The sequence below is a fragment of the Streptomyces caniscabiei genome, from assembly GCF_014930365.1.
Taxonomy (GTDB): domain Bacteria; phylum Actinomycetota; class Actinomycetes; order Streptomycetales; family Streptomycetaceae; genus Streptomyces; species Streptomyces caniscabiei.
Window position 1 is genome coordinate 175,411 of record NZ_JABXWI010000011.1, and the last position, 25,710, is coordinate 201,120.

The 25,710-nt window shown below is 71.7% G+C and carries 23 protein-coding genes and 6 tRNA genes; 9 read left to right on the top strand and 20 right to left on the bottom strand.

Annotation, left to right across the window (positions count from 1 at the left end; all coding sequences use genetic code 11):
* Window positions 1-8: 8 nt before the first annotated feature.
* From HW837_RS29185 to HW837_RS29205, 5 genes are all read right to left on the bottom strand, one after another.
* Window positions 9-908 carry a carbohydrate ABC transporter permease gene (locus HW837_RS29185; RefSeq protein WP_045557203.1) on the bottom strand — a complete coding sequence of 300 codons (900 nt, stop codon included), beginning with the start codon at window positions 906-908 and terminating at the stop codon, window positions 9-11.
* A complete protein-coding gene (locus tag HW837_RS29190; RefSeq protein WP_045557202.1) occupies window positions 908-1,912 on the bottom strand; it encodes a carbohydrate ABC transporter permease in 1,005 nt (334 codons plus the stop codon). Before HW837_RS29190 ends, HW837_RS29185 begins: the two co-directional genes overlap by 1 nt.
* Window positions 1,912-3,204: an ABC transporter substrate-binding protein gene (locus HW837_RS29195; protein WP_093789366.1), complete on the bottom strand. Its 1,293-nt coding sequence runs from the start codon at window positions 3,202-3,204 to the stop codon at window positions 1,912-1,914. The genes HW837_RS29190 and HW837_RS29195 overlap by 1 nt, the downstream gene beginning before the upstream one ends.
* Before the next feature lie 561 nt (window positions 3,205-3,765).
* A tRNA-Val gene (locus HW837_RS29200) sits at window positions 3,766-3,837 on the bottom strand.
* 78 nt (window positions 3,838-3,915) lie between these two features.
* Window positions 3,916-4,395: a TIGR02611 family protein gene (locus tag HW837_RS29205; protein WP_193380473.1), complete on the bottom strand. Its 480-nt coding sequence runs from the start codon at window positions 4,393-4,395 to the stop codon at window positions 3,916-3,918.
* Window positions 4,396-4,586: 191 nt separating this feature from the next.
* Between HW837_RS29205 and HW837_RS29210 the strand changes: the two genes are divergently transcribed.
* A complete protein-coding gene (locus tag HW837_RS29210; RefSeq protein ID WP_004002642.1) occupies window positions 4,587-5,000 on the top strand; it encodes an SsgA family sporulation/cell division regulator in 414 nt (137 codons plus the stop codon).
* 297 nt (window positions 5,001-5,297) lie between these two features.
* Window positions 5,298-5,858: a CGNR zinc finger domain-containing protein gene (locus tag HW837_RS29215; protein ID WP_060885429.1), complete on the top strand. Its 561-nt coding sequence runs from the start codon at window positions 5,298-5,300 to the stop codon at window positions 5,856-5,858.
* 103 nt (window positions 5,859-5,961) lie between these two features.
* Here HW837_RS29215 and HW837_RS29220 read toward each other — a convergent pair whose 3' ends face one another.
* Complete coding sequence (locus HW837_RS29220; protein WP_013004980.1) at window positions 5,962-6,114, bottom strand: hypothetical protein; 153 nt, start codon at window positions 6,112-6,114, stop codon at window positions 5,962-5,964.
* Between the two features lie 235 nt (window positions 6,115-6,349).
* Complete coding sequence (locus tag HW837_RS29225; RefSeq protein WP_193380472.1) at window positions 6,350-6,805, bottom strand: hypothetical protein; 456 nt, start codon at window positions 6,803-6,805, stop codon at window positions 6,350-6,352.
* A 158-nt stretch (window positions 6,806-6,963) separates the two neighbouring features.
* Here HW837_RS29225 and HW837_RS29230 point away from each other — a divergent pair, with 158 nt between their 5' ends.
* Window positions 6,964-7,482 carry a DsbA family protein gene (locus HW837_RS29230; RefSeq protein WP_193380471.1) on the top strand — a complete coding sequence of 173 codons (519 nt, stop codon included), beginning with the start codon at window positions 6,964-6,966 and terminating at the stop codon, window positions 7,480-7,482.
* 345 nt (window positions 7,483-7,827) lie between these two features.
* Here HW837_RS29230 and HW837_RS29235 read toward each other — a convergent pair whose 3' ends face one another.
* From HW837_RS29235 to HW837_RS29245, 3 genes are all read right to left on the bottom strand, one after another.
* The gene (locus tag HW837_RS29235; protein ID WP_193380470.1) at window positions 7,828-8,652 is read right to left on the bottom strand and encodes a GNAT family N-acetyltransferase; all 825 of its coding nucleotides are present in this window, start codon (window positions 8,650-8,652) and stop codon (window positions 7,828-7,830) included.
* A 131-nt stretch (window positions 8,653-8,783) separates the two neighbouring features.
* Window positions 8,784-9,605, bottom strand: a complete 822-nt coding sequence (locus HW837_RS29240) for an aminotransferase class IV (RefSeq protein ID WP_193380469.1) — start codon at window positions 9,603-9,605, stop codon at window positions 8,784-8,786.
* Window positions 9,602-10,645 (bottom strand): chorismate-binding protein, encoded by a 1,044-nt coding sequence (locus HW837_RS29245; protein ID WP_193380468.1) that lies wholly within the window; start codon window positions 10,643-10,645, stop codon window positions 9,602-9,604. The genes HW837_RS29240 and HW837_RS29245 overlap by 4 nt, the downstream gene beginning before the upstream one ends.
* A 157-nt stretch (window positions 10,646-10,802) precedes the next feature.
* On the opposite strand from HW837_RS29245, the gene HW837_RS29250 reads away from it, so the two are divergent.
* From HW837_RS29250 to HW837_RS29270, 5 genes are all read left to right on the top strand, one after another.
* Window positions 10,803-10,875 (top strand) — tRNA-Gly (locus HW837_RS29250).
* Between the two features lie 40 nt (window positions 10,876-10,915).
* Window positions 10,916-10,989: transfer RNA gene (locus HW837_RS29255), tRNA-Cys, on the top strand.
* A 1-nt stretch (window position 10,990) separates the two neighbouring features.
* A tRNA-Val gene (locus HW837_RS29260) sits at window positions 10,991-11,062 on the top strand.
* Between the two features lie 40 nt (window positions 11,063-11,102).
* Window positions 11,103-11,174 (top strand) — tRNA-Val (locus tag HW837_RS29265).
* 34 nt (window positions 11,175-11,208) lie between these two features.
* Window positions 11,209-11,280: transfer RNA gene (locus HW837_RS29270), tRNA-Val, on the top strand.
* A gap of 80 nt (window positions 11,281-11,360) precedes the next feature.
* Here HW837_RS29270 and HW837_RS29275 read toward each other — a convergent pair.
* The 4 genes from HW837_RS29275 to HW837_RS29290 all read right to left on the bottom strand — a co-directional run bounded on the left by HW837_RS29275 (window position 11,361) and on the right by HW837_RS29290 (window position 13,722).
* Window positions 11,361-11,672, bottom strand: coding sequence for a TFIIB-type zinc ribbon-containing protein (locus HW837_RS29275; protein WP_045557364.1), 312 nt, complete (start codon window positions 11,670-11,672; stop codon window positions 11,361-11,363).
* 87 nt (window positions 11,673-11,759) lie between these two features.
* Window positions 11,760-12,710 carry a phosphotransferase family protein gene (locus HW837_RS29280; RefSeq protein ID WP_045557194.1) on the bottom strand — a complete coding sequence of 317 codons (951 nt, stop codon included), beginning with the start codon at window positions 12,708-12,710 and terminating at the stop codon, window positions 11,760-11,762.
* 315 nt (window positions 12,711-13,025) lie between these two features.
* The gene (locus HW837_RS29285; RefSeq protein ID WP_045557193.1) at window positions 13,026-13,226 is read right to left on the bottom strand and encodes a hypothetical protein; all 201 of its coding nucleotides are present in this window, start codon (window positions 13,224-13,226) and stop codon (window positions 13,026-13,028) included.
* A 256-nt stretch (window positions 13,227-13,482) separates the two neighbouring features.
* Complete coding sequence (locus tag HW837_RS29290) at window positions 13,483-13,722, bottom strand: hypothetical protein (RefSeq protein ID WP_045557192.1); 240 nt, start codon at window positions 13,720-13,722, stop codon at window positions 13,483-13,485.
* Between the two features lie 196 nt (window positions 13,723-13,918).
* Here HW837_RS29290 and HW837_RS29295 point away from each other — a divergent pair, with 196 nt between their 5' ends.
* Window positions 13,919-15,238, top strand: coding sequence for a serine/threonine-protein kinase (locus HW837_RS29295; RefSeq protein ID WP_045557191.1), 1,320 nt, complete (start codon window positions 13,919-13,921; stop codon window positions 15,236-15,238).
* A gap of 122 nt (window positions 15,239-15,360) precedes the next feature.
* On the opposite strand, the gene HW837_RS29300 is transcribed toward HW837_RS29295, so the two are convergent.
* The 6 genes from HW837_RS29300 to HW837_RS29325 all read right to left on the bottom strand — a co-directional run bounded on the left by HW837_RS29300 (window position 15,361) and on the right by HW837_RS29325 (window position 25,690).
* Window positions 15,361-16,179: a TrmH family RNA methyltransferase gene (locus HW837_RS29300; RefSeq protein ID WP_045557190.1), complete on the bottom strand. Its 819-nt coding sequence runs from the start codon at window positions 16,177-16,179 to the stop codon at window positions 15,361-15,363.
* A 105-nt stretch (window positions 16,180-16,284) separates the two neighbouring features.
* Entirely contained in the window at window positions 16,285-17,517 is a 1,233-nt protein-coding gene (gene cobA / locus HW837_RS29305) for a uroporphyrinogen-III C-methyltransferase (RefSeq protein ID WP_045557189.1), read from the bottom strand.
* 195 nt (window positions 17,518-17,712) lie between these two features.
* The gene (gene cobT, locus HW837_RS29310) at window positions 17,713-22,338 is read right to left on the bottom strand and encodes a nicotinate-nucleotide--dimethylbenzimidazole phosphoribosyltransferase (protein WP_193380467.1); all 4,626 of its coding nucleotides are present in this window, start codon (window positions 22,336-22,338) and stop codon (window positions 17,713-17,715) included.
* A gap of 350 nt (window positions 22,339-22,688) precedes the next feature.
* Window positions 22,689-23,900, bottom strand: coding sequence for a precorrin-6y C5,15-methyltransferase (decarboxylating) subunit CbiE (gene cbiE, locus HW837_RS29315; protein ID WP_045557187.1), 1,212 nt, complete (start codon window positions 23,898-23,900; stop codon window positions 22,689-22,691).
* Between the two features lie 125 nt (window positions 23,901-24,025).
* On the bottom strand, window positions 24,026-24,664 hold the full coding sequence (locus tag HW837_RS29320) for a GNAT family N-acetyltransferase (protein WP_060885420.1): 639 nt from the start codon (window positions 24,662-24,664) through the stop codon (window positions 24,026-24,028).
* Window positions 24,665-24,856: 192 nt separating this feature from the next.
* Window positions 24,857-25,690: a MetQ/NlpA family ABC transporter substrate-binding protein gene (locus HW837_RS29325; protein ID WP_193380466.1), complete on the bottom strand. Its 834-nt coding sequence runs from the start codon at window positions 25,688-25,690 to the stop codon at window positions 24,857-24,859.
* Between the last annotated feature and the right edge of the window lie 20 nt (window positions 25,691-25,710).

Below are 25,710 nucleotides of genomic sequence, written 5' to 3' on the forward strand. Positions count from 1 at the left end.
GGTTCACCTCAGCCCTTCAGACCGGACGTGGCCATGCCGTCGATCAGATAGCGCTGGAAGGCGAGGAAGAAGGCGAGCACCGGCAGCAGGGCCACCAGCGACATCGCGATCATGCCGCCGTAGTTGGCGACGCCGTCCTGATCCACGAACATCTTCAGACCCAGCGAGACCGTGTACTTGTCGGGCTCGTTCAGATAGATCAGCGGGCCCATGAAGTCGTTCCAGGAGTTGATGAACGTGAAGATCGCGCTGGTGATGAGCGCGGGCCGGCACAGCGGCAGCACGATCGACCAGTAGATCCGGAAGTGCCCGCAGCCGTCGAGCCGGGCGGCCTCGTCGAGCTCCTTGGGCAGGTTCCGCATGAACTGCACCATCAGGAAGACGAAGAACGCCTCCGTGGCCAGGTACTTCGGCAGCAGCAGCGGGGTGTAGGTGTTGATCATCTCCATGTTGCGGAACAGCACGTACTGCGGGATCAGCAGGACGTGGTAGGGCAACAGGAGCGTGCCGATCATCAGTGTGAAGAGCAGATTGCGGCCGGCGAACTTGATCTTCGCGAAGGCGTACGCGGTCAGCGAGCAGGACACCAGGATCCCGACCACCGAACCGAGCGCGAGCGTGAGCGAGTTGACGAAGAAGGTGGAGATCGGGATGTCGGCGATGCCGTCGGCGAGCCGCGCGTAGTTGCCGGTGATCGGGTCGGTCGGCAGCAGGTCCAGACTGCCGATGATGTCCTCGCTCTTCTTGAACGAGCCTCCCACGACCCAGATCACGGGATAGAGGATCACGGCGAGGATCGCGAGCGACCCGATGTGCCAGGCGAGGGAGCCGGGCAGCTTGCGCCGCAGGGCGCCCGCGCGCCCGGACGGGGCCGGGGCCGGGGTGATCTCGGTGGCCTGTGCGCTCATCAGGCACCCTCCTCGTAGTGCACCCAGCGCTTCTGGGACCAGAACAGCACCGCCGTCACCAGGGCGACCGCGACCAGCAGCAGCCACGCCATGGCGGAGGCCAGACCCATCCGGCTGTTCTCGAAGCCCTGGACATAGAGATAACAGGTATAGACCATCGAACCGTCCGCGGGACCACAGGCGTTGCTTCCGGCGCCGCCGCCGACGATGTACGCCGAGCTGAAGATCTGGAACGAGTGGATCGTCTCCAGCAGGACGTTGAAGAAGAGGACCGGCGAAATCATCGGCAGGGTGATGTTCCAGAACCGCCGCCACTTGCCCGCCCCGTCGACCTCGGCGGCCTCGTACAGCTCGCGCGGCACCTGCTTGAGGCCGGCGAGGAAGATGACCATCGGAGCGCCGAACTGCCAGACCGTGAGGGCGACCAGGCTGTAGATGATCATTTCCGGGTCGCCGGTCCACCCGCCGACGTCGATGCCGAAGATCTGCTGCGTCCGGTCGACGATCGCGTCGTCGGAGAAGATCGCCTTCCAGACGATGGCGATGGAGACGCTGGCCCCGATCAGCGAGGGCGCGTAGAAGGCCGCCCGGTAGAAGGCCTGCCCGCGCCGCTTCTGGGCCAGAAGCAGCGCCACACCGAGGGCCAGCAGCAGCTTGAGCGGCGTGCCGACGACGACGTACCACAGCGTCACCCGCACCGAGTGACGCCAGCGCGGGTCGGCGAACATCTCGGAGAAGTTGTCCAGGCCGATCCACTTGGGCGCGTCGAACAGGTTGTAGTCGGTGAAGGCGAAGTAGAGCGAGGCGACCATCGGGCCCGCTGTGAGCAGCAGGAACCCGGCGATCCACGGGGACATGAAGAGATAGCCGGCCAGGTTCTCCCGGCGGCCCCGCCGCAGACGTGCGGCGGGGTTCGGAGCGTCGGCCGGACCGTGCCGCGGCTCGGAGCGCTGGTCCTTGGACAGGCCCTCCGTCGCAGGGGCGTGTGTCACGGTGGTTCCCATCAGGTGCCGAGAGCCGTCTTCGACTCGGTGAAGAACTGCTTGACGGCGTCGTCGACCGTGCGGGTGCCGAGACCCAGTTCCTCGGCGATGCGCAGGAAGGCGGCCTCGCAGATGTCGGCGCCGTTCGGGTGCGGAGTGATGGGCTCCAGGACACCCGCCGCGACGAGGGACTCCTCGTACTCGGCGATCGCCTTGTTGACCGGGTCGGTCGGCTTGAACGCGTCGTACTGGGCCTGCGTCGCGGGCACTCCGCGGTCGTAGCCCATGATCTTGGCGACCTCGGGCTCGTGCACCATGAAGTCGATGAACTGCGCGACCTCCTTGGGGTGCTGCGTGCGCTTGGAGGCGCTGAGCATGAGGGAGCCGAGGTACTGGCCGGTCTTCTTGCCGTCGGTGGTCGGGATGGGCGCCAGACCGTATTCGCTCTTGCCCTCGGCGGTGTAGCGGACGGTGAAGTTGTCCCAGGTGAACTCACCGGCGGCGAGCTCCGCGGCGACCGCGGACTTGGGCTTGATCTGCGCGACCTTCTTGGGGTCGGCGTAGAAGCCCTCCTTGATGCCCTTCTCCGCCTTCGACCACCAGGACTTCAGGTCCGCCTCGGTGAAGCCCAGCCCGTCCTCGGTGAAGAACGCCTTGCCGTTCTGGCGCAGGTAGAGGTCGTAGAGGTACATCACGCCGTACATGCCGCTGTCGCCGGCGCGCCCCGCCTTGTCGCGGATCTTCTTCATCGCCGCGTCGAAGTCGTCCCAGGTCCACCCCTGCTCCGGCTTCACACCGGACTTGGTGTAGACGGGCTTGTCGATCACCAGGGCCATCGAGTTGGAACCGACCGGGACCCCGAGCAGCTTTCCGTCGACCTCGCCGAACTTCTCCAGGCCGGCTCTGAAGCCGTCGAGGGAGAGGTTGCCCGCCTCGACCTGTGGCTTGAGATCGAGCAGCACATTCTTGGCGTCATATTTCCGCAGGAAGCCGATGGCATTCTGGAAGACGTCCGGCGGATTTCCACCGGAGGCCTGGGTGTTGAACTTCTTCCAGAAGTCGAGGTACGGCTGGAAGTCCGTCTTCACCTTGATCTTCGGGTACTTCTTCTCGAAAAGCGCGATGCTCTTCTTGATGCGCTCGGCGCGGTCCTCGGCGCCCCACCACGCGTAACGGATCGTCACCGTCCCGTCCCCCGACGACCCACTGTCGCCCCCACAGGCCGTGGCCGTGGCCCCGAGGCCCACGACGGCCAGTGAGGCTCCGGCCGCCTTGAGGACCGTCCGCCTCTCAACGTTCCTGTTTTGCTGCATGGTTGAGCCTCCCCGCGACGCTGCGTCCCGCGCCATGAATCGTTTCAAGTAAGCGCTTGCTGGCACAAGGTACGGAGCGCCTCAGGAGACGTCAATGATTCGGACAGGAATTGATGGAAAGCGGAGTCACCGCCGCGCCCGGCGAGACGGCACCGCAGGTGACGGCCGGTCAACTGAAAGCGCAGGTAGGCGAGTTGCGGTCGACGGGCCGAACGTCACGAGGGCCGCCGAGGAGCTGGCACACGAGACTGAAAGGAGTCAGTGGGGCACGGCCGTCCGCCACCCTCGGACTGCCCCCGGACCGCCGCCGAAGCACCTCCGGAGCGCGGCCGCCCGACCGCGCGCGAGCGCCGCGCGGGAAAACGAGAGGGGCCGAATCCGGCCAGATGAAGAACGAACCCGAGGCGTCGCCTCGGCTGCACGCCCTCGCAGGCCACAGGCCGCAGCACCCTCGCCGCGGAAGCGGCGAGCGATCCGGGCCGCCGCGTCGAACACCCTCGCTCCGGCACCGCGAAAAACGGCCCGGTCCACGTTTCCGTGGACCGGGCCGCCATCATCCGGTGGGCGATACTGGGTTCGAACCAGTGACCTCTTCGGTGTGAACGAAGCGCTCTCCCACTGAGCTAATCGCCCGGACGCAGGAAGAACATTACCCCATGTCAGGGGGTGCCCCCGACCACACCTGGAATCCCGGCGGCATCCCGGCGGGGCTCACTGGTTCTTGATGTTCCAGGGCATCTCGAAGCCGAACTTCCAGACGTAGAAACCGACGAGGCCGGCCACGATCACCAGGCCGATCGACGTCAGAATGATGTTGCGTCGCCGCACCTTGGGGTCGAGGGCGCGCTGGGTGGCCTCGGTGACCTTCCGCTTGGTCCAGCGGAGCACCAGTTGGGCCCAGACGAACTCGGTCGCCCAGATCGCCATGCCGCCGAAGATCACGACCCATCCGGGACCGGGCAGGGGAAGCATGATCACGCCCGCGACCACGACCGCCAGACCGACGACGAAGATGGCCACCTGCCAGCTCAGGTGCAGCATCCGCCGCGCTCTGACGAACTCCGGCGCACGAGATCCCAGCGGCGCTTCGTCCTTGGCCACATCGGCCTCACTGTTCGCTACATCGAGGTCACTCTTCGTACCGTCGGCCGCCACGGCGGCCTCCCCCATTCCGTAACTCCCCGTATCCATACGGCCAAACCCTACCGGAGAGAAACCCGTCACCGGAATGGTCGTACCGACAGAAGACGGTCTCGGCCGGATGAGCTACCAAAAGCGACGCAAAACTCCCAGAGGGGTTTACAACGGCACCGTAGGTGGCATGTCGATTTCGCCGACGTGCGAATCCCCGAGCGCACACTGAGCGAAAGGCCTTGGCGCTTATGAACACCACGGTCAGCTGCGAGCTGCACCTGCGCCTCGTTGTGTCGAGCGAGTCCTCACTGCCCGTTCCCGCGGGACTGCGGTATGACACGGCCGATCCCTACGCCGTGCACGCCACCTTCCACACCGGAGCAGAGGAAACGGTCGAATGGGTGTTCGCCCGCGACCTCCTCGCCGAGGGCCTGCACCGGCCCACCGGCACCGGCGACGTCCGTGTCTGGCCGTCGCGCAGTCACGGTCAGGGCGTCGTGTGCATCGCCCTGAGCTCCCCGGAGGGCGAGGCCCTCCTCGAAGCTCCGGCGCGAGCCCTGGAGTCCTTCCTGAAGCGCACAGACGCCGCCGTGCCGCCCGGCACGGAACACCGGCACTTCGACCTCGACCAGGAGCTGTCGCACATCCTGGCGGAAAGCTAGGGAGCGAGGTTCACAGAGCCGCCCGGCGCCGTCCACTCGGGGAGACGGCTCGGGCCCGGACAACCGAATACGGCTTCAGGCCGACCAGACGACGCCGTCGTCGCGGACCTCCGCGCGGCGGCGTCGCCATGCGTGGCCACCCGAAGCGGGCCCGGGCACCAATCGGTCCCCTGGGCCGTTCCGCCTCTACAGGGGTGCTCCAGGACGGTCCACACCGGTCAGCCGCCGCGCCGAGCCATTACCATCGGCCAGCATCGGCGGGCGCCCGCCCGACCCTCGCAGGCCAGGGAGCGAAACGTGCTGATCACCCACGACACCCGGTGTTCTCTCGACGCCGTGGTCGATCTGGTGAACACCGCGCCGGAGAACGACACGGCGACGGACGGGCTCGCGACTGTCGCGGCGCTCGCCGACTTCGTACGAAGGCACGACATCAGCGAGGTCGGTGTGCTGTCGGAGTTCGACCTCGCGGCGGTGCGCAAGATCCGTGGCCGGTTCGCCGAGGTCTTCGCCGCCCCCGACGCGGCCGCGGCCGCCTCGGTCATCAACGAGCTGGTCGCCGCCGCGGGCACCACCCCCCGCCTCACCGATCACGACGGCTACGACTGGCACGTGCACTACTTCGCGCCCGGCGCGTCGCTGACCGACCACCTCTCCGCCGACTGCGGCATGGCGCTCGCCTTCTTCGTGGTCGCCGGGGAACAGGAGCGGCTGCGCCGCTGTGAGGCGCCCGACTGCCGACGGGCCTTCGTGGACCTCTCCCGCAACCGCTCGCGCCGCTACTGCGACAGCCGCACCTGCGGCAACCGCCTGCACGTGGCCGCCTACCGGGCACGCCGTAAGGAGGCGGCGGGCTGAGCGGGACGCCGGTCCGGCATCTCGCCCGACCGCAACGGCCAGGGGGCGCGTACGGGGGCTGACGGAGCCCTCGACGGGTGACGTCAGGGGCTCCGTTTTCAGCTCACAGCATCAGCAGGTCGTGCAGTGACGCCATGAGCAGCAGGCAGCCGATCACCGCTAGGAAGATCATCAGCGGTGGCTGGGAGAGCGCGAAGAGACAACCTCGCCGCTCCTCCGGTGGGGCGACGGTGTCGCTCTGTGTTGTGTCCAGCATCTCGCCGCGATGATGACGCAGCGGATGCCCTCCGCGCGATCAACCCACCCGGATTGACGGAGAGTTCGCCAATATCCACACCGTACGGAGCGAACGTGATCACTTCGGCGCGGCCGGCCGACCTTCTGTGTCGTTTCAGTCCGGGCCCTTGGGAGGGCCCGGAGGCCGCGCGGCTGTGATCGGACACCCCTGGGCAGGGTGCCGTGGTCGGATGCCGTGGGTCAGTGGCCGCGGGTCAGATGCCGTGCTTCTTCAGGATCGCCTCGATGTCGCTGAAATCGTCCGCGCCGGACGCACCGGAGCCCGCCGACCGAGGTGCCGCCGCCGGGCGGCCCGTCGGCCGTGCGCCCTGACCCAGCGAGGGGGCCGAGGCCGCCGGGGCTATCGCCTCGGTACGGGACGCCTTGGCCTCCTTGCGCTCCTTGCCGGTGACCCCTCGGCGCCGCTCCACGGCGCGGGTGGTCATGAACAGGAACCAGGCGGCGCCGAGCACACCGAAACCGGCCCACGCCGTCGGGCTGAACGCGGTGTCGGCCAGCCACTCGACCACCCCGGTCATCACCAGACCGAGCGGCACGAGCGAGTAGGCCGCGATACGGGCCGCCCTGAGGAACCGCTTCCGGTACGCCGTGATCGCGGCGATGCCCAGGCCTGCCGCTGAGACGGCGGCACAGACTGTCTCGGCAATCATCCGGTCCTCCAGGCGGTGCTCGGTCGGGCGTTCGCGTTGCGTCCCTTCCATCCTGCACCGCCACGCGTCCGATATGCCATGGTCCTGGGAGACCTCAGGGACATCTCCGGGTCGTCTCGGGGTCCGGGCCCCGCCCGGGAAGCTGGAAGACTGATCCCATGAGCGACTCCTCCCCCGTGCCGTCCGCCGTCGTTTTGGACGTCTGGTGCGAACTCCAGTGTCCCGACTGCCGCGGCGCCCTCGACGACATCCGCGCGCTGCGGGCCCGTTACGGCGACCGGCTCGACGTACGGCTGCGGCACTTCCCGCTGGAGAAGCACAAGCACGCCTTCGCCGCCGCGCAGGCCGCCGAGGAGGCCGCGGAGCAGGGGCAGGCGTGGCCGTACGTCGAGGCCGTGCTCGGCCGGGTCGAGGAGCTGGGCCGGACCGGGGAGCCGTTCCTGGTGGAGGCGGCCCGTGAACTGGGTCTGGACGCCGAGGAGTTCGACACGGCACTGATCGACGGCCGGCACATCCTGATCGTCGACGCCGACCAGGCCGAGGGCAAGGCGATCGGCGTGACGGGCACGCCGACGTACGTCATCGGCGGCGAGCGTCTCGACGGCGGCAAGAGCCAGGAGGGCCTGCGCGAGCGGATCGAGGAGATCGCCGACCGGCTGCTGGCCGAGCACGCCTGACCAGCGCGGGCCAGCGGCTGCGGCCGGCGACCGGTCCGGCCCGGTTTTCGTAGGCTCCCGGCGGGTCGGCCCGGTTTCGTGGGCTCCCAGCAGCCGGTCCCGCTCGGCTTCCGTGGACTCCCGGCGGCCGGGGTACCGGGCCACCATCGGCTCCGCCGACCGACCCCGACACCGCGCAGCCCGCAGCCGCCGCAGGCCCCCAAGCACCCCAAGCCGCCCGGGGCGCACGCGCGCCACAGCCGCCGGGAACCACGCGCCCAGCAACCGCCCCGGGAACCGCGCGCCCAACAGGCTCCGGATCTTGCAAGCCCCCCCAGCCGCCGACACTCCCCTCGCCCCGCAGCCTCAGAGCAGCGGTTTGGAGAGGTGGTGGGCGGTCGTCTCGTAGCCGAGGGACTCGTAGAGGCATTCGGCCCGGAAGTTGCCCGCGAAGACGTTGAGCGCGATGGTCGGCTTCCCCGCCGAGATCGCCTGGGTCTCGGCCAGCAGCATGAGGGTGCGGCCGTGTCCCTTGCTTCGGTGGGCGGCGTCCGCCTCGACGTCGTAGACGAAGGCTCTGTCGTCCGTCAGCCACAGCCACAGGGTGCCGACCCTCGTACCCTCGTGCTCCAGCACGCTGCACAGGTTGTTCGCGGAGGCCACCCCCTGGGGGAGGCAGCGCTCGTAGTCCAACGCGGCCTTCGCGTACGCCTCCGCCTCCGGCATGCCACGGGTGATCCAGTCCTGGGCGTAGCCCTCCAGCCCGGCCTCCTTCCACGGCCCGTACTCGGCCTCGGTCATGGGCCGGCCCCTGCTGCCCTCGGGCAGTTCGGGCGGGGTGCCGTCGAGGGCTTTGCTCATGCCACGGTTGCGCAGGACGTAGCCGAGCGTCTGGGCCAGCCGCAGGGCGGGCTCGGCGCCGGCCGGGACGGACACCTCGATCCGCCGGCAGCCCCAGCCGCGGGCCACCTCCTCGGCGGCGAGCGCCGCCACGGTGGCCCGGCCGCGTCGCCGGTCCGGTTCGTCGATCCGCAGATCCCGGATCCGCGCGGCCGTCGACCCGGGGTCGGGGCGCGTGCCGAGGTGTATCTCGCCGACCGGGCGGCTGTTGACACACACCTGGTAGCGGCGCGAGCGGGTCCCGTCGGCGGCGTGCTGAAGCGGCTCGATGGGCCGCAGGGTGGTGGTCATCAGGGGTGTTCTACCCGCCACGGGGCGCGGAGTCTGCCCAATATCTCCAGCGATCGCCGCCGGATCATGGATCACGGACTCCGGCTGCGGATCGGGGATCCCACATCACGGACCCGCATCCCACATCACGGTCACGGATCCAGGTCGTCGCCGGACCGCTCGTCGAAGACGCGCATCGCCTTGGCCGTCACCGGGCCCGGGGTGGCCGACAGGTCGCGGGCGTCGACGCGGTGCACCGACTGCACGTCGCGCAGGCTCGACGTCAGGAAGACCTCGTCGGCGCGGTCCAGGACGTCGAGCGGCAGGTCGGTCTCGCGGGCGCCGGTCCACTCGACGACGAGGGCACGGGTGATGCCGGCGAGGCAGCCGGAGGCGACCGGCGGGGTGTGGATCTCCCCGTCGAGGACGACGAAGACGTTGGAGCCCGTGCCCTCGCAGAGCTGCCCCACCGTGTTGGCGAACAGCGCCTCGGTGGCGCCCTGTTCGTGGGCGCGGGCGAGGGCGACGACGTTCTCCGCGTACGAGGTGGTCTTCAGGCCGGTGAGGGCGCCGCGCTCGTTGCGGGTCCAGGGCACGGTGATCGTGGCGGTGGAGTCGGCCCGCCGGGTGGTCTCACCGAGGGCGACGACGAGGGTCGGGCCGTGGTCGCCGCGGTCGGAGCCGAGCGGGGAGAGGCCACCGGTGTAGGTGATGCGCAGCCGGCCGAGCGCTACCGGCTCGACCTCCAGGACGGCGTGACAGGCACGGCGCACCTCGTCGAGGTCGGGCTCGGGCAGGCCGAGTCCGCGTGCCGAGAGGGTCAGCCGGTCGAGGTGGCGGGTCAGCGCGAACGGCCGGCCCTCGACCGTCTTCACGGTCTCGAAGACGCCGTCGCCCACGGTCAGTCCGTGGTCGAGTACGGAGACACGGGCGGAGTCGATGTCCTGCAGTCCGCCGTCGAGCCAGATCTTCACGTAAGGGTCCTCCCACTCGCCTCGTACGTCCCCGACGCTACCGCGAGCAGCCGGGCGGCCTTCAGCTCGGTCTCGCGCCATTCCGCCTCGGGGTCCGACCCCCAGGTGATGCCCGCGCCGGTGCCGAAGCGCAGCTCGCCCGCCGCGCGGTCGATCCAGAAGGTGCGGATGCCGACGGCCAGCTCCGCGGTGTCCCGGTCGGCGTCGACCCAGCCGACGCCGCCGCAGTACGGGCCCCGCGGGGCGGTCTCCAGGGCGTCGATGATCCGCAGGGCGCTCGACTTGGGCGCCCCGGTGACGGAGCCGGGCGGGAAGGCGGCGGCGAGCAGTCCGGGCCAGCCGGTGCCGTCCCGCAGCTCACCGCGCACCGTCGACACCAGGTGGACCAGCCCCGGATGCTTCTCGACGACGCACAGGTCGGGCACGGTCACCGACCCGGTGGCGCAGACCTGTCCGATGTCGTTGCGGACCAGGTCGACGATCATCACGTTCTCGGCGTAGTCCTTCTCCAGCAGGTCCGCCTCGGTGCGTCCGGTGCCCTTGATCGGTCCCGAGGCGACGATCCGGCCGTCGCGGCGCAGGAACAGCTCCGGGGAGGCGGTGGCGATCTCGACGCCGTGATCCGGGAGGCGAATCGTTCCTGCAAAGGGGGCCGGGTTCCCGCGGGCCAGCAGCGCGGTCAGGGCGTCCACGTCGGCGTCCGGCGCGACGGGCGCGGACAGCACCCGGCAGAGGTTCGCCTGGTACACCTCGCCGGCGGCGATGTGCTCGCGGATCCGGCGTACGCCCGCCGTGTACGCGGTGCGGTCGAGCGAGGACGTCCAGTCGTCGGGGCGCGGCCCGCGCCACTTCCCCGGCACGGGGGCGGGCGCGGGCTCGCGACGTACGTCACTGAAGCGCGCGCACACCAGACCACCCTCGTAGTCCGCGCACACGGCCCAGAAGCCGGAGGAGTCCAGGGCGGCGGCGTCGCTGGTCACATCGGTGAGACCGGTGGCCACGAGGTTGCCGAAGCGAGCGAGCGGAGGGAGGTCGGGCACGCAGTCGAGTCTAGGACGGGTGCCCCGCGGGCGGGCCCGGCCGGGTCCCGGACTGGACGCACCGCAGCACGCTGCACAAACGCGTTTTTGTACTGGCACCGGAATCCGCTAGAGTTCAACTCGTCGCCGGGACGCGTAAGCGCAACGGAAACGACAAGCGGACGTAGCTCAGTTGGTAGAGCGCAACCTTGCCAAGGTTGAGGTCGCCAGTTCGAACCTGGTCGTCCGCTCGCAGGAACGTGGGGGATCTTCCCGACCCCCCGCACTCCTGGTGGAGTGGCCGAGAGGCGAGGCAACGGCCTGCAAAGCCGTCTACACGGGTTCAAATCCCGTCTCCACCTCCAAGGACGATTAGCTCAGCGGGAGAGCGCTTCCCTGACACGGAAGAGGTCACTGGTTCAATCCCAGTATCGTCCACTGAGGCCTGACGGCTTCTGGAGCCGTACGGCTTCACCCCGCGCGATTAGCTCAGCGGGAGAGCGCTTCCCTGACACGGAAGAGGTCACTGGTTCAATCCCAGTATCGCGCACGCAAGATCCACAGCTCCCGGGCTGTGATCCCTAGGACGATTAGCTCAGCGGGAGAGCGCTTCCCTGACACGGAAGAGGTCACTGGTTCAATCCCAGTATCGTCCACACGCACCGAGCCCCCGGCCGTCTCGTACGGCCGGGGGCTTCGTCGTGTGAGCGGAGGGCGCGGGTGCGCCCCGCGCGCCTCAGCTGGAGAAGAGCATGTGGCCGAAGCCTCGGTTGTGGTGACCCCCGTGGTGGCCGCCGTGGTGCCCGCCTTGGTGACCGCCGTGCGGGGCACCCCAGGCCGGGGCGTTGTGGCCGCCGCCCGCCGGGTACTGCGGGGCGGCCGGCGGCGGGGGCACGCCGGGGCCGCCGGCCCACTGGCCCTCCAGGCGGGTCAGGGCCTCCAGCTCGCCGTAGTCGAGGAAGATCCCGCGGCAGCCGCTGCACTGCTCGATCTGTACGCCACTGCGGTTGTAGGTGTGCATCGGCGCATGGCACTTCGGACACTGCATGTGCATGGTTCGGCTCAACTCCTCGCCGTTCGGTCCTGCTTCGCGTTACGCCTGGACAGACACTGTCCGGCGACGGTCGGTTGCACCCTACTTCGGGAAAGGCCCCACCAACTCCGGCGGGATGCTTCCCATTCGGTCACATGCGTCCACAACGGACTGCTGCGCTTCGTCGAGAGGGTGTCCGGCGGTGGTGGACTTCGCGATCGCCAGGGCCGCGGTCTGCACGGTGAGTGCGCGGGCCACTACGTCCAGTTGCGGCCAGGGGTCGCCGTGTACGGGTACCGCTGGGCCGCCCGCCCTCCGGTACGCGGTGAGGAAGCGGATCCATTCGTCGGGGTGCAGCAGGCCGCAGGCGTACCAGGCGGCCGGGCGGGCGAGATCCCAGGCGGGGACGCCCACCCCGAGGTCGTCGACGTCGATGAGGCGCCAGGGGCCGGTGGTCGCGGGGTGGCGGACCAGTTGGCCGAGGTGCAGATCGCCGTGGCAGACGGTGGTCGTGTCCGGCATGGGGGCCTCGGACCTGGCCCAGGCGGGGAGGGTGCGCCAGGCGCGGAGTATCGAGGCCGTGGCGGGGTGGTCGGGTGCCGCGGCTTCGAGGCGGGCGACAGCGCGGGCGGCCTTGGCCGGGCCGCGCATGGGCGGCAGACCCGGGGGCGGGGTCTGCCGGTGGAGGCGGGCCAGGAGGGTGGCGGCCTCCTCCCAGGGGGCGGCCTCCGGGGTGTCGGGGTCGACCGGGGTGCCGTACGGCCAGAACGTGACGAGGCGGCCGTGGAGCGGGGTGGGCGTGGTGTCGAGGGGTGCCAGGAGGATCTCGGGGTGGGACACGGCGACGGTCAGGCGGAGCGCCAGCCGGGTGGGGTCCGTGCCGGGAGCGTGCGCCTTGGCGACCGTGTCCGCGTGGCGGACGACCGTGCCGTCGGCGCGTTCGGCCAGGACCGTGTCGGGGTGGGCGCAGGGAGTGGGTCCGGGGTGAGCCGTGCCGCGTAGTTTCGCCTTGAGGGCGGGGAGGACGGCGGGGTCGGCTGTGTCGGTGGTCATGGGTCCCCCTGCGTGGGCGTACGGCCGGTGTCGTACGGCGCTGGCGTCGAGCCTACGTTTCGGGTGCGCCTCCCTGCGGGGTGGACCTGGGGATGTTCCGCTGCTCGGCGGTCACGAGGTGCCGCCCGCGCCCACCCGTGCCGCCCCGGCGGCACGACTGCCCGCAGTGGGGGAGGGCCGATCGGGCACGACAACGCCCGCGCAGCTCCCCAGCTGCGCGGGCGTCTATTTGCCGTCCGCCGCACCCCCGTCCCCACGGGGTTTCATGGATGGATGTCCCCGCCCGGACCGCTCTTCCGGGCCTGGGGTCGCCGCTCAGCGCCCCAGCATCACACCCACGGACGACGCCTGTGTGACCACTGCTTCCCAGCCGCCGAAGGCGTACACGAGCAGGGCCGCCAGAGGGAGGACCATCGCGGTCGCGACCAAGGGGTGGCGACGACCCGAACGGCGGTCGGCGGTGAACGTCCTGCGCTCCCGTGTGCGGATCGCGGGCCGCGGTGCCGTGTGGGCCATGGTCCCTCCTCTGACCTTCTTGTCGGTCTTGCGTTGTCGTTGGCAGCGGCGGGTGCCTGACCTCGGGGGACGAGTGCTGCACCCGCCGCTTGACCTCAAATCTAGGCGCGCGGCGAGTGTGGGTCGTCATGCCCTCGTACCGATTGGCGGGCCTCCCCGAGGATGAGCGGTGACCTGCGGCGTACTCCCCAGGGTGGAGACGGGGTCCTAGGTCTCGGGGTCTTCCCCGAGGGGACGTCCGGTCTGCCCCCTGTTGTCAGGCCGTTCGCTCCGAGCCGTCCTCACGGGGCACCGGCAGTTCGACGAGAGCCAGGACCCTGTTCGCCATGAACCTGGCCGTCCGTACGACCGAGCCGTTACGCGTGACTTCGCTCACTTCCACTACGCCTCGGCGCACCGCCGTCTCCACCCGGCGGCCCGCCCTGCTCGCGATCACCTCGTAGGTGCGCGTCGTGTCCCCGGCGTCGACGACTATCTCCACGCGGTCACCCTTCACGGGTTCAATCCCCCTTCTGTGGTGGGTGGTTGGGATCACAGGCAGCCCAACACCGGCCCGAACTCCTGTTCCCTGACCACCCCTCAAGTTTCCCACCCGGCACTGACAATCGATCGGGTCGTGAGGGCGCGGCCTCTGCGCACGCCCGGCCGTGGAAACGTAAGCTGTGGCTCGTCAGACGGAACGGGCAGCGGGGATGAACATGGCGATGATGCGCCTGAGGCGCGAGGACCCGCGCGTCGTCGGCTCGTTCAGGATCCACAGACGGCTCGGCGCGGGCGGAATGGGCGTCGTCTACCTGGGCTCCGACCGGCGCGGACAGCGCGTCGCGCTCAAGGTGATCCGGCCGGATCTGGCGGAGGACCAGGAGTTCCGGTCGCGGTTCGCGCGCGAGGTGTCGGCGGCTCGGCGGATCAGGGGCGGGTGCACCGCCCGGCTGGTCGCGGCCGATCTGGAGGCGGACCGTCCGTGGTTCGCCACGCAGTACGTGCCGGGGCCCTCGCTGCACGACAAGGTCGCCGAGGAGGGGCCCATGTCGGCCGCCGACGTGGCCGCCGTCGGCGCCGCCCTTTCCGAGGGGCTCGTGGCCGTGCACGAGGCCGGGGTCGTGCACCGGGATCTGAAGCCGTCCAACATCCTGCTGTCCCCGAAGGGGCCGCGGATCATCGACTTCGGCATCGCGTGGGCGACCGGGGCCTCCACCCTGACCCATGTCGGGACGGCCGTGGGGTCGCCCGGGTTCCTCGCGCCCGAGCAGGTGCGCGGGGCCGCGGTCACACCGGCCACGGACGTCTTCTCCCTCGGGGCCACCCTCGCCTACGCGGCGACCTCCGACTCGCCCTTCGGACACGGCAGTTCGGAGGTCATGCTCTACCGGGTGGTGCACGAGGAGCCGCAGCTGCGCGGGGTGCCCGACGCGCTCGCCCCGCTCGTCCGCGCCTGCCTCGCGAAGGACCCCGACGAGCGGCCCAGCACCCTCCAACTGTCCCTGCGGCTCAAGGAGATCGCAGCGCGCGAGGCGCAGGGGCTGGCCGATGTCCGGCCGCCCGCGCCGCGCGGCGATCCGGACCGGCCCTCGGGGCGGCTCGCGGAGCAGTACGTCGAGCAGCGGACGCTGCGGCAGCCGCCGGAGACGCGTCGGGCGCAGCCGGGTGCGGCGGGTACGCCGTCGCCCCGCACCGGGGGTGGCTCCCGGACCGGTGGGGCCGGCGGTGCGCGGACCGGGGGCGGTTCACGGCCGGGGGCGCGGCCCGCGCCCGCCCGCAACACCTCGGGGTCGGGGAAGCGGCCCGCTCCGCGCAGTGGCGCGGGGCGGTCGGGGCCCAGGACCAACGGGACGGGGCGGCGGCCCGCCAATCCCCGTTTGCTGCGGCAGCGGCTGTTCGTGTTCGTCGTGGTGACCTTGCTGGCCGCGCTCGGGATCGCCACGGCGCAGGGGTGTCAGGGGCCGCCGCGGGGGCTCGGCGGGGACGGCCTCCGGCCGGAGCGGGCGGTGGTGGAGTTGCGCGGCGACTGACGGACGTCGGCGACGAGGGCCACAAGAGCGACAAGATGGAGCCCGGGACCGCTTCTTGGTTGTTCACTGCGGGTCGTGGTTGATCCCGCAGTTCCCCGCGCCCCTTGCGGGGCTCCCGCCCCTTACGGGGCCGGGCGGCCCGTCGCCACCGCGTAGAAGGCCACGGCCGCCGCCGCGCCCACGTTGAGGGAGTCGACTCCGTGGGCCATCGGGATGCGGACCCATTCGTCGGCGGCCACCAGGGCCTTGGTCGAGAGGCCGTCGCCCTCGGCGCCGAGCATGAGGGCCACGCGGTCCATACGGTGCGGGGCGGCCTCGTCGAGTGACTTCGCCTTCTCGTCCGGGGTGAGGGCCAGGAGCGTGAAGCCGGCGTCGCGTACTGCGTCGAGGCCCTTGGGCCAGGTGTCGAGACGGGCGTACGGGACGGAGAAGACCGCCCCCATGGAGACCTTGACGCTGCGGCGGTAGAGCGGGTCGGCGCAGTCCGGGGAGAGCAGGACCGCGTCCATGCCGAGGGCGGCGGCCGAGCGGAAGATCGCGCCGATGTTGGTGTGGTCGTTGACCGACTCCATGATCACGACCCGGCGGGCGGCGCCCAGGAGCTGGTCGGCCGTCGGCAGGGGCTTGCGCTGCATGGAGGCGAGGGCGCCCCGGTGGACGTGGTAGCCGGTGACCTGTTCGGCCAGCTCGGGGCTGACCGCGTAGACGGGGGCCGGGAGTTCGTCGATCACGTCGCGCATGACGTCGACCCACTTGGCGGAGAGCAGCATCGAGCGCATCTCGTAGCCGGCTTCCTTGGCCCGTCTGATCACCTTCTCGCCCTCGGCGATGAACAGGCCCTCGGCGGGTTCGCGCCTGCGGCGCAGCTCCACGTCGGTCAGGCCGGTGTAGTCGCGCAGGCGCGGGTCGTCGGGGTCCTCAACGGTGATGAGATCGGCCACAGGGTGATACTGCCTTGTCCTGGGTGTGGTGCCAACGGCTTGGGACGGGTTGGGTTACCGGTGGTTACGGTTCCGCTCCGCCAGGGTCCGGGTCGTTTCCCGGGGTCACTCCTCGATCCCGGGCCCCACCTTCACCACCTCGCCGATGACGATGACCGCCGGCGGCTTGACCTCCCTGGTCCGCACGGTCTCGGCGACCGTGGCGAGGGTCGCGTCGACCCGGCGCTGGGCGGCCGTGGTGCCCTCCTGGATCAGGGCGACCGGGGTGTCCGGGGACTTGCCGTTGGCCACCAGGGTCTCGGCGATCCGGCCGATCTTGTCGACGCCCATGAGGATCACCAGGGTGCCGGTGAGGCGGGCGAGGGCGGGCCAGTCCACCAGGGAGCGCTCGTCGTCGGGGGCCACATGGCCGCTGACCACGGTGAACTCATGGGCGACGCCCCGGTGGGTGACCGGGATGCCGGCCGCGCTCGGGACGGAGATCGAGCTGGAGATGCCGGGGACGACCGTGCAGGGGATGCCGGCCTCGGCGAGGGCCTGGAGCTCCTCCATGCCGCGGCCGAAGACGTACGGGTCACCTCCCTTGAGACGGACGACCGACTTGCCCTGCTTGGCGTGTTCGATCAGCGCGTTGTTGATGGCCTCCTGCGCCATGAAGCGGCCGTACGGGATCTTCGCCGCGTCGATCACCTCGACGTGCGGCGGGAGTTCGGCGAGGAGGTCGCGGGGGCCGAGGCGGTCGGCGATGACGACATCGGCCTCGGCGAGGAGGCGGCGGCCGCGCACGGTGATCAGGTCCGGGTCGCCGGGGCCACCGCCGACGAGGGAGACGCCGGGGGTGCGGGTGCGGTGGTGGGGGGCGACGAGGGTTCCGTCGCGCAGGCCCTCGACGACCGCGTCGCGGATGGCGGCGGTGTGGCGGGGGTCGCGGCCCTCGGCGCGGGCGGTCAGGACGGCGACGGTGACACCCTCGCTGTGACCGGTCGCCGGGGTCCAGGCGGTGGCCTCCTCGGCGCTGTCGGAGCGCACGCACCAGATGCGGTGGCGCTCCGCCTCGGCGGACGCGCGGGCGTTGGCCGCCGGGTCGGTGGTGGCGATCAGGGCGTACCAGGCCTCGGCGAGGTCGCCCTCCGCGTAGCGGCGCTTCTCCCAGGTCAGCTCGCCCGCGTCCACCATCGCCTCCACGGACGGGGTCGCCGACGGGGAGACGAGGACGATGTCGGCGCCTGCCGCGATGAGGGCGGGGAGACGGCGTTGGGCGACCTGGCCGCCGCCGATGACGACCACTCGGCGGCCGGCGAGGCGGAGGCCTACGGGGTAGGCGGGGTGTTCGGCCATGAGGGTGCGGCTCCTCGGGCTGGCGGCGTGCGAGGCGGGCCACTGCGGCTTTGGAGTAGGCCCTGACGTGCGGATTCTAAGGGGCGGACGGGGGGTGCGGCTCAGCAGGTTCACCGGCTGGGCCGCGGGCACGGGGTGCGGGCCGGTGGGCGCGGGCACCCCACCGGTCGGTGACGCGCCCGGCGCCCGCTCCCCCTATTTCTCGGTGACCCCCGCGGAGTCGAACGTCGCCACCTCGTGCATCGCTCTGGCCGCGCTCTGGACGACCGGCAGGGCGAGCAGGGCGCCGGTGCCCTCGCCGAGGCGGAGATCGAGGTCGACCAGGGGGCGCAGGCCCAGCTTCTGCAGGGCCGCGACATGGCCCGGCTCGGCGCTGCGGTGGCCCGCGATGCACGCGGCGAGGACCTCGGGGGCGATGGCACGGGCCACCAGCGCGGCGGCGCCGGCACTGACGCCGTCGAGGATCACCGGCGTACGCAGGGAGGCGCCGCCGAGGAGGAGGCCGACCATGGCGGCATGTTCGAAGCCGCCGATGGCCGCCAGGACGCCGATCGGGTCGGCGGGGTCCGGCTGGTGGAGTTCGATGGCCCGGCGCACGACCTCGGTCTTGCGGGCGAGGGTCTCGTCGTTGATGCCGGTGCCCCGGCCGGTGACCTCGGCGGGGTCCGCGCCGGTGAAGGCGGCGATCAGGGCGGCGGAGGCCGTGGTGTTGGCGATGCCCATCTCGCCCGTGAGCAGGGCCTTGTTGCCGGCCGCCACCAGGTCGCGGGCCGTCTCGATGCCCACCTCGATGGCCTGCTTGGCCTCCTCGCGGGTCATCGCGGGGCCGGTGGTCATGTCGGAGGTACCGGCGCGGATCTTGCGCGGCAGCAGCCCGGGGGTGGCCGGGAGGTCGCTCGCCACGCCCACGTCCACGACGCAGACCTCGGCGCCCACCTGGGCGGCGAAGGCGTTGCAGACCGCTCCCCCGCCGAGGAAGTTGGCGACCATCTGGGCCGTCACCTCCTGGGGCCAGGGGGTGACGCCCTGGGCGTGCACACCGTGGTCACCGGCGAAGATCGCGACGGCCGCGGGCTCCGGGATCGGCGGCGGGCACTGACGGGACAGCCCGGACAGCTGGGCGGAGATGATCTCCAGCATGCCGAGGGCGCCGGCCGGCTTGGTCATGCGCTTCTGGCGCTCCCACGCCTCGCCGAGCGCCTTGGCGTCCAGCGGGCGGATGCCGGCGACGGTCTCGGCGAGCAGGTCGTGCGGCTCGGCGCCGGGCAGGGCGCGGCGGCCGTACGTCTCCTCGTGGACGACCCAGGACAGCGGGCGGCGCTTGGCCCAGCCCGCCTGCATCAGCTCGGGCTCCTCCGGGAACTCGTCGACGTAGCCCACGCACAGGTACGCCACGACCTCCAGGTGCTCGGGCAGGCCGAGGGCGCGGACCATCTCGCGCTCGTCGAAGAAGCTGACCCAGCCGACGCCGAGACCCTCGGCGCGGGCGGCGAGCCACAGGTTCTCGACCGCGAGGGCGGAGGAGTACGGCGCCATCTGGGGCTGGGTGTGACGGCCCAGGGTGTGACGGCCGCCGCGGGTCGGGTCGGCGGTGACGACGATGTTGACCGGGGTGTCGAGGATCGCCTCGATCTTCAGTTCCTTGAACTGCTTCGCCCGGCCCTTCGGCAGCGACTTCGCATACGCCTCGCGCTGGCGCTGGGCCAGTTCGTGCATCGTGCGGCGGGTCTCGGCCGAGCGGATGACCACGAAGTCCCAGGGCTGCGAGTGGCCGACGGAGGGTGCCGTGTGGGCGGCCTCCAGGACACGGAGCAGCACGTCATGCGGGATCGGGTCGTCGCGGAAGCCGTTGCGGATGTCTCGGCGCTCCCGCATGACCTTCAGGACGGCCTCGCGCTCGGCGTCGTCGTAGGGGGGCGCGGCCGGGCCCGTGGGCTGCCGTACGTCGTCCCTCACGTCTTCGGATGCTTCGTCCACCGGGGCCGTGCTCTCTTCGGCTGCTGCTGATTCCACTGCTTCTGCCTCCGGCGCCGTCGTCTCGCCGTCCTCCTGGTCGGCGGCCCTGGTGTCGAGGTCCTCGGCGTTCTGGACGACCTCCGGGTGGGCGTCGGCCGCCGCCGCGAGCGGCTGCGGTACGACGATCGTCTCGGCCTCGGAGCCACGGGGGGCGGGGACCATGGCCACGGGCTCGCCGGCCGGTTCTCTGCCGTCCTCGGCCGCGTCTCTGCCGGCCGCGGCCACGTCCGTCTGTCCTTCGGCCGCCGGGAACTCCACGGGGGCGGGCGTCGGCCCGGCGTCCTCAGGGAGCGGCGGAACGACCATTCCCTGGGGCGGGGCCGGCCGGTCGGCGTCGGCCTCCGACGCGGGCTCCTGGGAGGTCGCCACGAGGGGCGGGGCGTCGGGCTCGGCCTGGGGCTGGGCCTGGATGACGGCGCCCTGCGGGGCGTCGATCCGGGAGGCGGGGGCCGCCGGGGTGTCCGCGGCGAGCGGCTCGGCGGTCGTGGGGTCCACGGACGCCGGGTCGGCCGTCGGCTCGACGGGGTCGGCGGGAGGCGGGGCCTCGTCGGTCAACTCTTCGGCGGGGGCGGGTGCTTGGGCGTCCGTGCCGTCGGTCGGCTCGGCTGCCGTGTCCGCGTGCGTGGGCCCCGGCTCGACGAGCGCGTCGGCGGTGACGAGCTGTGCCGGCTCCGGCTGCGGGGCGGTCACGGTGTTCTGCGCGGCCACGAGCTGGTCCTGGTCCTGCGCGGGGTCCTGAGCAGGCGTCTGCGCGGAGGGCTGAACAGCGGTCTGGTCCTGGTCCTGGTCCTGGTCCTGCTCCTGCTCCTGCTCCTGGGTCACCACGTCCTCGGCGGCGGCTGCGGCCGGCTCGTCGGCCTGCGGGGCCTGAACCGTGGGGTGGGCGCCCGGCTGGTCGGTCTCCGTCGGCTGCACACCCTCGGCGACAGCCTCGGGGTGGGGTTGAGCGGCCTCCGTCGCGGTGGCGTCCTGGGTCAGGGGCTCGGCCGCACCCGTCTCCGTCGGCTGGGGCTCCTCGGCGGCCGGGGGTTCCGACGGCACGGGGCCCTGCGCGGGGTCGGTGTCCGGGGCGGCGGACGGGGGGACCTCGGCGGTCTGCCGGGCCGGGGGCGCGACGGAGTTCTCGGGGTTCTCGGGGTTCTCGGGGTTCCCCTCGTCCGGCGCGACGGTCGCGGCCTGCGGGCCCGCCGCGTCGGTGAAGACCTGCTCCCCTGTGACCCCGGCCGCGTCGGCGACGGTGGCCGGCGCCTGCTGCTCGGGGGCGGCGGTGGCCTGTTCGGGCTCCGCCACGACCGGCGTCGCCGCCGGGTCGGCCGGTGCGGCTGCGGCGGTCGCGGCGTCGGGCTGCGCGGGCGGAGCCGCGTCGCCGAGCGGGGCCGCGTCGGCGGGCTGGGCCGGTGCGGTGGCGAGGGCGACGGCCTCCGCCTCCTGCGTGACCTGGGGGACGTCCTGCGCCTCGGCCGCGGTCTGCGCCGCGATCGGCTCGGGGTCCTGGGCGGCCGGGGGGAAGGGCGTCGCCTCCGGCGCCTGAGCGGCCTCGGCGGCGGACGCGGCTGCCGCCTCAGGCGCCTGGGCCTCGGGGGCCTGTGTCTCGGGAGTCAGGGCCTCGGAGGTCTCGGCCTCGACAGGCTGGGCCGAGGGAGTCGCGAGGGCCGGGTCGGGCTGCTGCGTCTCGGCCTGCGGAGCCTGCGGAGCCTGCGGAGCCTGCGGAGCCTGCGCCGCCTCCTCGACGGCTACGGCCGCGGTCTCGGTCTCGGTCTCGGTCTCGGTCTCGGTCTCGGCAGCCTCGATCGTCCCAGCCGCCTCAACCGCCGCGGGTGCCGTGGGCTCCGCCGCGGACTCGGGGGCGGGAGCCGCGTCGGCGGCCGGCACCTGGGCGGCCTCGACGGCAGCCGCCGCGTCGACCGGCTGCGGGGCCTCGGCCTCGACGACGGGCGACGCCTCGGCCGCCGGCGGAACCTCGGCGGCCGGCGCTTCGGCCGCCTCCGGGAGCTGCTCCTCGACGACACCGGGCGCTTCCTCGGCCTCGGGGGCCTGGAGGTGTGCGGCGACCGGTGTCCCGACCGCCTCCGGGGTGCGGAACTGCGCGGCCGCGGCCTCCTGGGCCAGGGCGTAGGCGGCGTCCTGTGCCTGGTGGAGGGCCTCGGGGTCCTGGATCTCCTCCGGGGCCTCGGCGGTCTGTGCGGCCTCCGCCGCCAGGGGCGCCTCGGCCACGGCCACGGCCACGGAGAGGTGGGCTTCCTGCGGAACGACCGTTTCTGCGGTCCCTCCCGCTGCGGCGACTCCCGGCGCGGGCGCGCCCTGGGCGGGGGCGCCGACCCACTGGGACACGGGCTGCTGGGGCACGTCGAGGTACTCGGGCCCGGCGGTCGACGGACCGGCGTGGCGTGCGGCGGCGGGCGGTACGGGGGCGCCGGCCGGGCCACGGTCGGCGAGGGAGCGGACCGGGCTGGCGGAGGCGTCGGGGGTCGGCGGGCCGAGGTGCAGCGGGCGGCGGGCCACCGGCGGCTGCGGGACGGGCGTCGCGACGGGGGTGCGGACGGCGCTGAGATCGTGCGAACCGCTGTCGCGGCCGGAGATCTCGTGCGGGCCGGGCTCGTGGACGACCTGGACGACGGGCTCGGGGGCGGGCGGCGGCATTTCGTTGCCCCATGCGCCCTGGGCGCCCGGCAGCAGGAGGTCTTCGTCCTCGGCGGCGGTCTCGGAGAGGTAGGTGTACGCACCCGGCGCAGGGACGCCCGGCTGCTCCACCATGCCTGCGCTCTCCGGCTGTCCCTCGCCCGGGACCTGGCCGGTGTCGGTCATGCGTACCCCTCGCCCATCGGTTAGTGCCTCCATGCCAGCTGGCCCGGGAACGGCGCACCTACCGCCCCACTGCTGTGGAGAACGAGCGTGCGTGCCCAGCGGCACGTGACGACCCGCCTGCATGTCGACAAAGCCATTGAATGGCCATTGTCGCGGTCGTACCCCCGTCGCGACAGCTTGATCCGCGCCGGTCCGCTGTGGACTGCGCCACGTTGCGCGTCCTCCCCGTTTCGCTGTACCACACACGCCCTCAAAACGGGCGCGTTTTTAGGACATTGACCGACGAAGTGCCGGGTGTCGAAGTGCGGTACAACAGTCGGCCAGCCTACCGCGCCGGTACGACAACCGGATCACTGGGAACGTTCGGGCAGGGTCCCGCTGAGCAGGAACGCGACGCTCCGTTCCCTCTCCGTCCAGGCCCTTGTATCGAGTTCGACGGACTGGACGAACTCGCAGCGGACCTCGTACCCGTGTTCGGTGAGGTCGCGGCCGACGCGCTCGGCGGCGGGGCGGGTGAGCGCGTGCGTGACGATGCGCTGCGGGCGGCGGTCGGCGACGGCGGAGACCACCGCCGCTCCCCCGCCGCCGACGCGGACGACATCCGGTTCGGGGAGGTTCTCCAGGACGTGGGGGGCGGCGCCGTGGACGACTTGGAGCTGTACGCCGAAGCGGCGGGCGGCGAGGGTCGTACGCCCGCAGGCCTCGGGGTCGCGGTCGACGGCGATGACGGCGGCGCCGCAGCGGGCGGCCTCGGTGGCGAAGGCGCCGCTGCCGGAGCCGATGTCCCAGACGAGGTCGCCCACGCGGGGGCCGAGGCGGGCGAGTTGGGAGGAGCGCAGCAGTTCGGCCTCGCCCTCGCCCATGGCGGCGCCGTAGACACCGGAGGGCAGTGCGAAGCCGCGTGGGCCCGCGCCGGGGTCCCGGCCGGCGAGCCAGCCGCCGCCCTCGGCCGCGGTGGCGGGGCCGCCGATGACGATGACGAGGTTGGGGTCGCGCCAGGTGTGGTCGACGGCCTTGTCGGAGGTGACGACGGTGACGCGTTCGCGGGCGGTGCCGAGTTCCTCGCAGATCACGAAGGTGCGGTGAACTCCGTCGAGGAGGAGGCCGAGTTCGGCCGGGCCCGCGCCGGGCGAGGTGAGGACGGCGACCTTGGTGTGGGCGCGGCACACGTTGACCGCGCGGCGCAGCGTACGGCGGTGGGCGACGACCACCTGGGCGTCGTCCCAGGGCATGCCCGCGCGGGCGAAGGCGGCGGCCACGGAGGAGACGCCGGGGACGACCTCGACCTCCAGGCCGAACTCGGGGGCCCTCAGGGTGCGGACGACACCGAAGAAGCCGGGGTCGCCGTCGGCGAGGACGACGGCGGTGCCGCGGTGGCCGGCGATACGGCGGGCTGCGAGGGCGACACTGCCGAGGCGGATGCGTTCGGCGGCCGGGGGCACCTCGGGCAGGGCGAGGTGGTGGGCCGCGCCGGCCACCAGTGTCGCGGCGGCGAGGGCGGAACGCGCCGCGGCGGTCAGGGGGGAGCCGTCCCAGCCGATCACCGTGACCCGGTCGGCCATCGTCGTCAGTCTCCAGAGGGTCTTCGCAGGTCGTCGGTCAGCCCGCTCGGGGTCCCGTGAGAGTACCTGGTGACGGGGTGGGCCCCGGCGGCCGGGCGGCGGCCTCGCGCGTACCCGTGGGTTGTTCAGTTCCAGTCCGGGTAGGACCCGAAACCACCGCTGCCGGCCAGTTCCTCGCTGACGCCCTCGATGTCCTCGGGGAGCAGGCTCCAGACGATGAAGTCCGTACGGATCTCGGTCCAGCCGTCCTCGGCGGTGCGGGTCCGCGCTATGCAGGCGTTGCGCAGCACTCCCTCGCTGATACAGCCGATCTTCTGCGCGACCTGCTGGGAGGCGGTGTTGTCGGCGGCGGTGCGCAGCTCGATGCGTTCGAACTTCTGCTCGCGGAACAGCCATTGGGCGGTCGCGAGGGCGGCTTCGGAGGCGTAGCCCTCGCCGCGCGCCCAGGGGGCGACGACGTACGACAGTTCCGTGGCCCGCACGTGCCAGTCGGTGCTGGTCAGTTGGATGACGCCGACCAGCCGCTGGGTGAGGAACTCGGTGACCGCGAGGTCGAGGCCGCGTCCGGAGGTGCGTTCGGTGGGCGCGTACTCGGCGATCCAGGTACGCGCCTCGCGTTCGGTGAAGGGCTGCGGGACGTCGGTCCAGGCCATCACCTGCTCGTCGTTCATCATCTCGGTGAACGCCTGGATGTCGTCCTCGTCGAACGGGCGCAGAACCAACCGATCCGTGCTGATGGAGATGTCGGGAAAGGTGCTCGTCATGCGCCGCTCCGTAACCTTCGAAAACTTTGAGAGCCTGCTGAACTGCCCAGCATGCAGCATGAAAGCACTGAATCGCACCACAGGGGTCCACTCACGGTGAGGGAGCGGACCCCATGCGTGGCGATACGCCGTATACGTACGGTCGGAATATGTACGGATCGGAAGGCGGTCAGAAGACGGATCGGAAGGCGGTCAGAAGGACGGGATGACGGAGCCGTTGCTCCACTTGTCCTCGATGAACTTCCTGACCTTGTCGGAGGTGAGGAGCTCGGCGAGCTTCTTCACTCGCGGGTCGTCCTCGTCGCCCTCCTTGACGGCGAGGAAGTTGCCGTTCGGGTTGTCCTTGGCGGGCTCGACGGCGAGGGCGTCGTCGGCGGGCGCGAGGTCGGCCTCCAGGGCGTAGTTGCCGTTGATCACCGCGGCGTCGACGTCGTCCAGGGAGCGCGGGGTCTGGGCCGCCTCCAGCTCCTTGAACTTGAGCTTCTTCGGGTTCTCGGTGATGTCGGCGGGGGTCGCGTCGGTGCCGACGCCGTCCTTGAGGGTGATGATCCCGGCGGAGTCGAGGAGCTTGAGGGCACGCGCCTCGTTGACCGTGTCGTTGGGGACGGCGACGGTCGCGCCGCTCTTGAGGTCGTCCTTGCTCTTGACCTTGTTCGAGTAGAGGCCGAGCGGCTCCAGGTGCACGGTGACGACGGGCACGATGTGGGTGCCCTGCTTCTTGTTGAAGTCGTCGAGGTACGGCTGGTTCTGGAAGTAGTTGGCGTCCACGGAGCCGTCCTCGGTCGCCGTGTTCGGCAGGACGTAGTCGGTGAACTCCTTGACCTCCAGGTCGAGGCCCGCGTCCTTCGCCAGGTTGTCCTTGACGAAGTTCAGGATCTCGGCGTGGGGGGTGGGGCTGGCGGCGACGACCAGCGGGCCGCTCGTGCCGGACGCGCTGTCGGCCTTGTCCGCGCCGCAGGCGGTGAGCCCGAGGGTGAGGGCTCCGGCGGCGAGCACGGCGGTGGTGAGCTTGGCGGTGTTACGCACGAAAAGTGCCTTTCCTCGTG